The organism is Ohtaekwangia sp. (genome assembly GCF_036568665.1).
Lineage (GTDB): Bacteria > Bacteroidota > Bacteroidia > Cytophagales > Cyclobacteriaceae > Ohtaekwangia.
On the sequence record NZ_DATCSD010000349.1, the window covers coordinates 1 to 11,507 of the forward strand.

At 44.0% G+C, this 11,507-nt stretch carries 6 protein-coding genes; 3 read left to right on the forward strand and 3 right to left on the reverse strand.

Annotated features, from left to right (window positions below; translation table 11 throughout):
• Positions 1 to 8: 8 nt before the first annotated feature.
• Positions 9 to 1,784, reverse strand: a complete 1,776-nt coding sequence (locus VIN08_RS19900) for a glycoside hydrolase family 15 protein (RefSeq protein WP_331968729.1) — start codon at positions 1,782 to 1,784, stop codon at positions 9 to 11.
• Positions 1,785 to 1,925: 141 nt separating this feature from the next.
• The gene (locus VIN08_RS19905; protein WP_331968731.1) at positions 1,926 to 4,139 is read right to left on the reverse strand and encodes a bifunctional alpha,alpha-trehalose-phosphate synthase (UDP-forming)/trehalose-phosphatase; all 2,214 of its coding nucleotides are present in this window, start codon (positions 4,137 to 4,139) and stop codon (positions 1,926 to 1,928) included.
• A 335-nt stretch (positions 4,140 to 4,474) separates the two neighbouring features.
• Between VIN08_RS19905 and VIN08_RS19910 the strand changes: the two genes are divergently transcribed.
• Both VIN08_RS19910 and VIN08_RS19915 read left to right on the forward strand, forming a co-directional pair.
• Positions 4,475 to 5,956, forward strand: a complete 1,482-nt coding sequence (locus VIN08_RS19910) for a sensor histidine kinase (protein ID WP_331968733.1) — start codon at positions 4,475 to 4,477, stop codon at positions 5,954 to 5,956.
• Positions 5,956 to 6,360: a response regulator gene (locus VIN08_RS19915; RefSeq protein WP_331968735.1), complete on the forward strand. Its 405-nt coding sequence runs from the start codon at positions 5,956 to 5,958 to the stop codon at positions 6,358 to 6,360. Before VIN08_RS19910 ends, VIN08_RS19915 begins: the two co-directional genes overlap by 1 nt.
• Positions 6,361 to 6,371: 11 nt before the next feature.
• Here the strand turns inward: VIN08_RS19915 and VIN08_RS19920 are convergent, their stop codons facing one another.
• Positions 6,372 to 6,797: a hypothetical protein gene (locus tag VIN08_RS19920; RefSeq protein ID WP_331968737.1), complete on the reverse strand. Its 426-nt coding sequence runs from the start codon at positions 6,795 to 6,797 to the stop codon at positions 6,372 to 6,374.
• Between the two features lie 302 nt (positions 6,798 to 7,099).
• On the opposite strand from VIN08_RS19920, the gene VIN08_RS19925 reads away from it, so the two are divergent.
• Entirely contained in the window at positions 7,100 to 11,290 is a 4,191-nt protein-coding gene (locus VIN08_RS19925) for a hybrid sensor histidine kinase/response regulator transcription factor (RefSeq protein ID WP_331968739.1), read from the forward strand.
• The last annotated feature ends 217 nt before the right edge of the window (positions 11,291 to 11,507 follow it).

Genomic DNA, 11,507 nt, shown 5'->3' on the forward strand with positions numbered 1-11,507 from the left:
GGAAATAATTATTTGAACGAAGGAGTATCTAATTTCTTCGAGATACGGAATGCTGCATTGATCAGCCCCACGTGACTATAGGTTTGCGGATAGTTGCCCCACTGCGAACCATCGAGCCCTACATCTTCGCTAAATATACCCAGGTGGTTAGCGAAGGTAAGTATAGTATCCAGTGTTTTAACGGCATCGTCTATTCGCCCTACACAGGCAAGCGCATCTACATACCAGAAAGCACATACCAGGAACGTTGCTTCCGGTTTACCGAAATCATCCTGGTGAACATAGCGATAAAAAAGACCCTGGTCTGTTTTGAGTAAATCTTCCAATGCCTTGAGATGTTTCTTTGCGCGCTCCGAGCGTGGATCGAGATAATTCATCGTGATAAGTTTCAGTGTGCTGGCATCGAGATGTTCAGCGCCCATCGCCTGTGTATATACTTCGCGTTGTGGATCATAACATTTTTCTAATCGATCAGAGGCCATCTTCTCCAATATTTTGGCGCGTTGCACGAGATCTCCGTCCGTCATGGAATTAGCAATCTTGCATGCCGCCTGGCAACCTGCCCAATGAAATAATAATGTATAGGTATGCACCTGTTTTATATTCCGAAACTCCCACAGGCCGGCATCAGGTTCGTCCATCGTTTTTTCAATCCAGTCGAGCAGGCGATTCACCATCGGTTTATAGGAGCTGCGTTTTATATAGGTGAGTCGCTTGTCGGTAAATAAAGGTTGAAGCCCTACGAGCACTTGCCCGTATACATCGTTCTGTATTTGCAGGTATGCTTTATTACCGATGCGTACCGGCTGATTTTGTAAATAACCTTCTAAAGGTATATGTCGCTCTTCCAGTTCTTTCTGCCCGGTGATGGAATATAGCGGCTGCATTCTGTCGCCATCGCGCATCAGTATATTTTGTATATAGTTGAAGTATCGCTCCAGTTCATCAAAGTGTCCCATTTCATTAAACGCCTTCAAGGTGTAGTACGAATCACGAAACCAGCAATAGCGATAGTCCCACGTGCGCACGCTGCCATTGTGTTCCGGTAAACTTGTAGTGCCCGATGCAATAATGCCACCGGTATCTTCATACTGATGTAGTTTGAGTACAAGTGCCGAGCGGATGATCTGCTCCTGGTATATATCGGGTATATAGGTACTCTTGATCCACGTTTGCCAATGACGCACCGTTTTGTTAATGAAATCTTCGGCCGTTGCTTTCAGTGGTGCTTCCAGCGGTTCGCCATAAGTAAATACAAGGTATTGTGTCTGGTCGAGCACGAAAGGCTGCTGCTCCATAATGTAGGAGAGCGGTAAATCTGTTGTGAGCCTTGCCTGCATTTCAAAATCCATATAGCGCAGGTGATTGCTGGCCATCGCTACTTGCGGAGTCATCTCGCCATAGTTGCCTACCGGTTTACAAATTACTTTTACTACCGGGTTTCCTTCGAGGCGTTCGATCTTGCGCACGATCATGAGCGGTTTAAAGAATCGTTCGAATTGAAAAAAACGCGGAGCACAATCAATCACCCGAAATTTACCTTCGGCACATTGAAACTCGGTGCAGAGTACATTGGTATTGTCAAAATAATATTGCCGGCTGGTATACCCGCCTACAGGCGTTACCGAAAACTCACCACCTTTTTTTGAATCGAGTAATGAGCCGAACAAAAATGAACTGTCAAAGCGCGGCAGGCAGAGCCAGCGGATATTAGCAGCGAGGTCGATATAGCCGAGATAAGAACAGTTCCCGATTATACCGAGGTTATAGCGATGTATACTCATAGTTTATAATGTTCCCACAGAATTCACAGATGAATATAGTAGAGCAGAGAGCTTAAAGTTGAAAGCAGAAAGTAAAGGCAACCGCTGGCTTTTTACTTTTTGCTTTAAGCTTTCTGCTTGTATATATATGCTGAAGAAAAATTAAGAAACAAGTTCATGCAGCAGGCGAATAACATCACGCTGTGAAGCAATGGAGTATTGCGCTACGGAATGGCCTGGTCCTACCTTGATAGTTACAGCACGGTCGGCCAGTATTCTGAACATGTCTTCATCGGTTTTGTCATCGCCAATGGCCAGCACAAAATCAGGGTTGCTTTCTTCTACCAGCTTGCGTGCAGCTATACCTTTATCCACTCCTGCAAGACGTACTTCGATCACTTTGTTTCCATCGATCACCTGTAGCTGACCATTGCGCACAAGATGGAAAAGTGTATCGAGTAACTCACGCGAACGTGTAAAGCCGAGTTCTGTTTCTACATTGCGATAGTGCCAGGCGAGTGTATGTATTTTCTCTTCTACAAATGAACCGGGACAACGTTTGGTAAACATTTCTAATGTGGGGCGGATAGCATTTTTCCATGCCTGATCCATTTCTGTTTCCTGACTCCACGTATGGTCTACACGCTTGATGACTGCTCCATGCTCGGCTACCAGATTTACCGGTACATTTTTAAACCAGTTTTCCAATACCTGCGAGTCGCGGCCGCTGATGATGGTGAGATTTGTTTTGGGGTCAGCACCCAGTGTAGCAAGTAATTTTAATAAATCTTTATCGGGCACTGCTTCGCGCGGATGTCGCGCGTAGGCTACGAGTGTACCATCATAGTCAAGAAGAAGATTGCGTGTATGTGCTTCGTGAAACGACTGGATGATCTCTCTGCGAATGGAAGGTGTTACAAATTTTCGTTCTTCCTGTTTCTGTTGTTGTTTAATCTCACTCAACTGGTATATAAAATCATTTACCCAACTGTGCACATCATAGTCGGTGAGGCGTTGTTGCATAAGCTGCATCTTTCTGCGTTGTTCCTCCGGTGGCATCATCAACGCCTGTTGTATGGCTTGTGCCATCTCTACAGTATCCAACGGATTTACTAGCAGCGCTTCTCCTAATTCATTGGCAGCACCGGCAAGTTCACTGAGTATAAGTACACCCTGTTGCTCCGAGCAGCAGGCTACATATTCTTTTGCCACCAGGTTCATGCCATCGCGCAGTGGCGTAATGAGTGCTACATCGGCTACATGATAGAGTGCGCAAAGTTCTTCAAAGCCCAGCTGATTATACCTGTATATTACCGGTTGCCACGAGAGTGTTGAATATTTACCGTTGATGCGGCCTACATTTTCTTCAATCAAAATTCTCCGTTCATTATACTTCGATATAATTTGTCGCGAAGGAACCACTACCATAATGAATACTACTTTCTCAATCCACTCCGGATGGTCTTTCAATAATTGTTCAAAGCCCAGTAGCCGGTGCGTTACACCTTTGGTATAGTCGAGGCGGTCGACTGAGAAGATGATTTTTTTATCCGGAAAATTTTTTGTGATATCTTCCATCTGTGCAAGTACTTCCGGCTGCTGCGAAGCGGTATTGAATTTTTTGTAGTCGATGCCCAGCGGAAACATATCGGCTTTCACTAAACGATCTGGCAGACTAATAGTGCGATAGGCGTGATCATATCCCAACACCATGCGTACGCTCTTCAGAAAATGTTGTACATATTCATGTGTATGAAAGCCGATGAGATCAGCGCCCAGCAGGCCGCGAATAATTTTTTCTTTCCAAGGGCGATGCATGAGACGAAATACTTCATACGAGGGAAAAGGTATATGCAGAAAAAAACCGATGGATACATCCGGCATTTTGTCACGTATCAATTGTGGCAACAGGAATAATTGATAGTCGTGTATCCAAAGCGTATCGCCAGGTCGAAGTGTTTTGAGTACTTCTTCCGCAAACTGTTCATTTACTTCCTCATATTTCTCAAAATACTCCTGCTCATATACTACATACGAAGGAAAATAGTGGAATAACGGCCACAGTGTTGCATTGCAAAATCCATTATAGTATTTGCTATAGGTCTTGGGTTCGATAAAAACGGGTTCAACGGTAAATTCTCCTGTGGGTGAAGCCTGGCGTTTAAATTTCTTCCACCGCTTTTCCGGAAAATCTGCGGCACCAAACCATTTTATCTGTTGAAAGGCGCTTCGGTTCGAAGCAGTATCGAAGTAACTTTTTAAAGCAGTAACCAGGCCTCCGTCACTTTGTTTTAGTAAAACTTCGTTACCTTCTTCCTGTAACTGGAAGGGTAAACGATTCGATACGAGAACGAGGCTTCTGTCCGATTCTTCCATTCTTCAATTATTTATACTATCAGAAAAATTATCTGCATATAGTACGCAGTACATCTATGCTATGATTATGAAAATCATGCCAGGCAGGTGAGAAGAGACATTGACAGACTCAATGTGATTAACGAAAATACAACTCTGTACAGAGAAAATAAAGCCGGTCATGTAAACATAAGTTTGCAGTATAAAATGCTCAGGTGAATATTACAGCGTGATGGAAACACTTATCACATTATCGTTGCTCTTTTCTTGTGAAGCTTTAATCTTTGTATCGTCTACGCTGTTATTACAGATATAGGGCGCGGTTCTTTACTCAACCTGCTAAATAAGAAAGGCACATGAAGATATCGTACGCGATCTTGTTTGGGTTTCTGATGATCCTCCTGCTCTTTGCAGCTACCACCTATATAAATTACAAGCAATCGGAAAAAATTGATGAGGGGTACGAACTGCTTTCGCGGTCTACCGGCATTCTGAAACAGAGCAATCGCTTTCAGCGAAATATACTCAATATGGTGAGTGGTCTTCGCGGCTATCTTCTTACCAACGAATTGTTCTTTATGCAGTCATACGATTCTGCTATGCTGGAGAATGATGAGATACTGGAAGAACTATCCTTGCTTATCAGCGAAAGTATAGCGCAGAAGGATCGCCTCGATGATATTTCAGCGTTGAATAATTACTGGGTGCATGAATTTGCACGACCATTGATTGAAGCGCGGATACATGCCTCCGAATCGGATAGCAGTATGGCTGCATTCAATGCGCTATACCGTGCTAAATTAGTTACCGGTTTAGAAAAAGATGTGAATAAAAGTTTGCAAAAGAAATTCCGGGAGTTCAGCGATTACGAATATACGGTTCGCAAAAACCTGAAACGATCGCTTTCGGAAAATATACATCGTACAAAAGTAATTTCATTTGGACTTACTGTTTTTTCGTTCATTGCCGGCATCGGTATAGCTGTATTGATCGCTACGCATATATCTTCCGGTATTGTAAAAATGGTTCGTATGGCTGAGGCTATATCCAGGGGAGATTATGAAGTATCGATGCGTGCCGAGGGAAAAGATGAATTGGGGAGATTGGCGCGATCGCTGAACAACATGGCTACCACTCTCTCGAAGAATATATCTTTACTCAGGCGCAAGAACCAGGAACTGGATCAGTTCGCCTACATTGTTTCGCACGATCTGAAGGCACCGTTGCGCGGCATCGATCATGTAGTAACATGGATACAGGAAGATCACTTGCAGGAGCTTCCTTCGAAGATGACAGAATATCTCGGGGTAATAAAAGGACGATTGCAGCGTGCCGAGAATTTGCTCAATGGCATCCTGTCGTATTCGCGTGTAGGCCGGGAGTTGCAACCGAAAGAAGAAGTGAGCATAAATGCACTGTTGGAAGAAGTGCGCGAGAATCTTCCGAAAAGACCGGGACTGAAATTACATATTGAACCTGATATGCCGGTGCTCTTTACGGAAAAGCTGCCGTTGCAACAGGTGTTTACCAATCTGCTGGTGAATGCTTATCGCTATCATGACAAGGAAGATGGCATGGTTCGTGTGTACTATAAAAAGACGGATCGTCATTATGAATTTTATATAGAAGATAATGGTCCGGGTATTTCGAAAGAATACCATAAAAAAATATTTGTAATTTTCCAGACGCTGGAGGTGCGCGATTCTTTTGAAAGCACCGGTGTAGGACTTGCCATTGTAAAAAAGATACTGGACGATCGTAATCTGTCTATACATCTCATCTCTTCGCCTGGCAAGGGCTCTACCTTTATATTTACCTGGCCTTTAGAAACGGTGTGATGATGCGAGTAGTAAATATTTTATTGATAGAAGACGATAACCTGGATGTGATCGATGTGAGACGCACGCTCGATAAGTTATCCATTGTATATAGCATGAAAGAAGCGCGCAATGGTGAAGAAGCCTTGCAGCTGCTGGGGCAATCGCCTTTACCGGATTTTATCATCCTCGATCTGAACATGCCGAAGATGAATGGATTTGAAATGTTGCAGGTGCTGCGAAACAATCCCGCATGGAAAGACATCAAAGTATTTATACTCACAACATCCGAAGAGCGTGAAGACCGTAAAGCGGTAGATGCGATGGGTGTATCGGGCTATATTGTAAAGCCGCTGAAGTTTAACAATACCGGCTCGCTTGATACATTCAACCTGATGATCGACCTGATGAACATGCAGAACTGATCAACGGTATATCAACCAATCTGGTTGGGATATGGATAGCCCGTGCCGTTCTCACAATATTTCTTGAGACTGCGCAGATATAGCGCCCAGTTAAAACTCCATTCGGGCAAGGTAAAGGAGCCTTCCTGCCAATTGCTATGTACAAAATTTAAAACCGTAGTGTATCCGGTGGTGTCGAAGGTAAAATCGATCGTGGTGTTTATCCATTCGGCATCTCCGGCTGTGCAATGCCACTGGATCCAGCCCGATTGAACTTTGGTAACTTGCAGTGTAAGAGGAGGTGCACCAAACGATAATTGAAAGGAAGTATTGAGATTAGGATGACCCGTAACACCCGGAGTAAGCCACTTGGTAAGCGGCATGCATGCTGTGAGCGAACTATATATTTTACTCTGGGTAGGATCCAGAATACCAAGCTGGTGACGTATTTCAGGCATGACAAGAGGGGTTAAGGTATTGATGATTGAGTAATGATTCCATACAACAGACAAGAGTATAAATAACAAGTGAATATATAAAAATTCCGTATGCCTCACAACGACAGGTTATTTTCGTTGGATAACAAAGTGTGGAGAAAGAGTAAATCTGCGGGCACAAAACTTTATAAAGGAAAAACTGGCGCGATCATCAACTATCCCCCACGTTTTATTCAAATGCCCCTGTTAAATCCTGTCGGTGTTCAGGCTTATTGTGCTACTTTGTAGACATTAACCCCCTGCCTTTGTAACCATCAGGATGCTTGCAGGAATATATAGATGACAACGCAGTGAACATGATGTGGAAATTATTTTTCCGGGTATTTACAGGAGCTATGCTGATGGCTCTCACTGTTGCTTTTGCGCAACAGGAACCCAAAAGTCGCATAAAACGCTATGGTATTAAGGAAGGACTTTCGCAAGGTGTGGTAAACACAATTTCGCAAGACGACCAGGGCCTGATGTGGTTTGCTACGGAAGATGGTCTGAACCGTTTTGATGGATATTCTTTTAAAGTGTTCAAGTATGATCCTGACAACACGCGCGGACTGGCCGATAATTTTGTGCAGCATGTATATAAAGATTCCGAAGGTGTGTTGTGGGTGTCGTCACGCAAAGGGCTCCACCAGTTCGATCCGTTAAAAGAACAGTTTACACTCTATCAGCATGATTACCCGGCCGAGGTAAGTTACCCTACCAACGATGTGAGCTTTATTGCCGAAGGCAGTGCCAACAACTTATGGGTGGCGTGGTATGGAACAGGTTTCGCTTCGTTTAATCGCACTACCAAAAAATTTATACCCTATACCGATCGTACGTTGCCGGCACTTACCAGCACACAGACACTTACGCTGCACGAAGATAAATTCGGATTGCTGTGGGTAGGTACGCAAAATGGTGGCCTCAATGTTTTTAAAGTCAGTAACGGTACCGTTGTAAAGAAACATGAGAGTTTGTCGGCTACGGCTATACTTCCATCACTCAATGTACGCTGCTTTGCCGAAGATCATGCCGGCAATATGTGGATAGGCACGGCACGCGGGCTCGTACTCTACAAACGACAGGACAACAAGTTCTATACCTTTAACCTTCCGCATTTTGGTATGGCCGGCAAAAGTATATTTACCCTGCTGGCTGATAGTCGTGAGCATTTGTGGATCGGTGTGCAGGGAAGCGGACTATATTCTTTGGACTTGCGCCAGTTCAACAGTCGCCCGTTGGATGACATTATCTTCAATCATATTCAAAATCTTAACGACTACGATATTTCCAAGCGCACGGTACAATCGCTCTATGAAGACCGCGATAAAAATTTGTGGATCGGTACGTTTGGAGACGGAGTATATATGATCAGCAGTATACAGGAAAAATTCAGCCGTATACAAACCAAACAGTATAACAATGCAGCGCTCAGCTTTGTACAGTACTACGGTATGTGTTACGATCAGAACGGCAACCTGTGGCTGGGCACCGATGGCGATGGTATATATAAATCCAAAGTAAATGGCGAAGTGGTAAAACACTATGCCGCCAATGGAGAGAAAGGTCTTACCGAGAATGCTATACTTAGTGCGTTGCGCGATCATAACAATACTTTGTGGTTTGGTACATACTCACAAGGTATATTTCAGTATGATGCAGCGCGCGATGCATTTTTGAATTTCCGCTATGATGGCACATTGTCGGGAGGTAATGATGTGCGTGTAATGGTAGAAGACAGCCGGCATACAATATGGGTGGGTACAAACCGTGGTGGCTTGTGTGTGCTGGATAAAGCTACACGCTCTTATAAAAATATACCGGGTATAAGCGGAGCGTTGCACGATGGTGATATACGGTCGATTGCCGAAGATCGTTCCGGGGGATTGTGGATCGGTTGCTATGGCGATGGACTATACTATTTTAATCCGGGCACTAATAAAGCACAGCGGTACTTCCATATATCCCAACAAAACGACCAATTGAAAAGCAATGTCGTGTTTGCTGTGAGTATAGATCGCAAAGGTAAAGTATGGATTGGTACGGGTGGTGGCGGGTTGAGCGTATACGATCCGGCAACCAAAATAATTAAACGCTATAGTGATAAGAATGGACTTGCCAATAACACGATCTATGCCATTCTTATAGACAATGCCGATAATCTGTGGCTCAGCACAAACAAAGGCATTTCAAAATTTGAAGTAACTACTGAGCGATTCTATAATTATGATGTGAACGATGGTTTGCAGGAAGGGCAATTCAACCCGGGCTCCGCGTTGTATAATGATATAGCAGGGTATATGTGCTTTGGCGGAACGATGGCACTGAATGTATTTTATCCGGAACAGGTAGTGGAGAATCTGAAGAAACCGGAAGTAATGCTCTCGGGCTTTCAGCTCTTTAACAAACCGGTAGAAGTAAACGGCAATGGAGAAAATGATTTTACACTCGACCAGGTAATCAGTCAAACCAAGAAGATTACATTACGACATGATCAGTCTGTTTTTACGTTTGATTTTGTGGCCATCAACTATAGTTACCCGGAGAAGAACAAGTATGCTTATAAACTGGAAAGCCTGGACCATGACTGGAACTATGTAGGCAATCAGCGCTCAGCCACCTATCGGTATTTACCCGCTGGCGATTATATATTTAAAGTAAAAGCGTCTAACCAGGATAACAATTGGAGCGATGACTATGCGAGCATTGCCATTACGGTATTGCCTATTTTTTGGAAAACACCGCTGGCATATTTACTATATCTGATCGCGATAGGAGGGTTGTGCTATGCGGCTCTATCGGTTCGCAGAAAACAGGCAGCCTTGCGCAAGCGCCTCAAAATTGAGAAAGCTCAGCGTAAACGCGAGCGACAGATGGTGCAGGAGAAGTTGAGTTTCTTTACAGAGATATCGCACGAGTTTCGTACACCGCTCACGCTAATGATCGGCCCGCTGGAAGAAATGGTAACGCGCGAAGGCAGTTATACACCTACCGGCCGAAAGCTGAAGATGGTATATCGCAATGCGCACAAGTTGCTAAGCCTCATCAATAAACTACTGGACTACCGCAAGATTGAAAGTGGAAATATAGTATTGAAGGTAAAGGAAGACGACATCGTTGCGTTTGTAGAAGAGATCTATATCACGTTCAAGGAACTGGCCAATCGCAAGAATATCCATTTTCATTTCCATGCCAGCGAGCCTTCACTCATGGTGTGGTTCGATAAGGAAAAACTGGAGATGGTGGTAAACAATATACTTTCCAACTCCTTTAAATATATAGGTAAAGGCAACGAGATCAGCATCTCTATTTTGAAACAGGTATCTGAGAAATGGCCGCAGGGGAAAGTCTCCATCAAGATCAAAGACAATGGTATAGGTATACCCAAGAAACAACTCAGTAATATCTTCGACTGGTTTTATAAAGGCGATAATACAGCCCCGATGAGTTCGGGTATAGGCTTGGCGCTGGCCAAGAAACTGGTACACCTGCACAAAGGTGAAATATATGTAGAGAGTATAGAAGGCAGCGGCTCTACCTTTAGTATAAAACTCCCGCTGGGTAAAGATCATTTCAGGCCCAACGAGATCATTATCGATAACAGCGAAGATCGTTTTATACTGGGCGAAAATGGCAGGCAGCCCTATATTCCTGAAATTATTTCTGAAGATATAGATGATGAAACCTCCGGAAAAAAAGGCATGCGGAGTTTGTTACTCGTAGAAGATGACGAAGACATCCGCTTGTTCCTGCGCGAATATTTTGAGAAGAACTATAAGATACTGGAAGCCGCCAACGGCAAAGAAGGATTATCGCTGGCCATGGATCATCACCCCGACCTGATCATCAGCGACATTATGATGCCCGAGATGAACGGTATAGATTTCTGCAAAGAACTGAAAGGTAATATTCGCACCAGTCATATACCCGTTATACTGCTCACCGCGAAAACATCGCTTACGCATCACAAAGAAGGTATAGAAATAGGAGCCGATGCCTATATCACCAAGCCCTTTAGTCCGGAGATGCTGGCGCTCACCATGAACAACCTGCTGCAATCGCGCGAGAACCTGAAACGTTTTTACCGCAACTTGTTTACTGCCGTGCCGGCCGGCACAGCTATAGCAGAGCCTCACTCTCCTGATGAAAAATTCCTGCACTCTATTTATGATTTGCTCAAGGTAAACCTGGACAACCCCGAGTTTAATGTAAATGAATTGTGCGAAGCGCTGAACATGAGCCGCTCCTTATTATATAAGAAAGTAAAAATGCTCACCGGCCTTTCGCCTGTAGAATATTTGCGATCGCTCCGCATGCAGGAAGCCGCGCAACTGTTGAAGTCGCAGAAATATAAAGTCTTTGAAGTAGTATATATGGTCGGATTTTCTGACCTGAAATATTTCCGGCAGTGTTTTGTAAAAGAATTTGGCTACCCGCCCTCCGAGTATATCAAGAACAGCGATGGTAAAGATTGATTAGAAGTGGTGTCTGGTTCTTGTAGTGTAGGGTGTTCCCACCCGACACAACTCAAAAAGGAAAGTAATTTTCTTCAGTAAGTAATCATCGCGTAATGTATTTCTAAATGAAGCATTCATCCTTTCAGGATCAGTCAGATGGAAACACCTGACTGGCACTTTAAGCTCGCACTTTAAACTGCCCTTCTCACCAGAACTTCACTCCAACAGCCACGAT

Bases quoted from the DNA above. Each gene is read 5' to 3' on its own strand.
- VIN08_RS19900 (WP_331968729.1), bottom strand. From the start codon at position 1,784: ATGAGTATACATCGCTATAACCTCGGTATAATCGGGAACTGTTCTTAT.
- VIN08_RS19905 (WP_331968731.1), bottom strand. From the start codon at position 4,139: ATGGAAGAATCGGACAGAAGCCTCGTTCTCGTATCGAATCGTTTACCC.
- VIN08_RS19910 (WP_331968733.1), top strand. From the start codon at position 4,475: ATGAAGATATCGTACGCGATCTTGTTTGGGTTTCTGATGATCCTCCTG.
- VIN08_RS19915 (WP_331968735.1), top strand. From the start codon at position 5,956: ATGATGCGAGTAGTAAATATTTTATTGATAGAAGACGATAACCTGGAT.
- VIN08_RS19920 (WP_331968737.1), bottom strand. From the start codon at position 6,797: ATGCCTGAAATACGTCACCAGCTTGGTATTCTGGATCCTACCCAGAGT.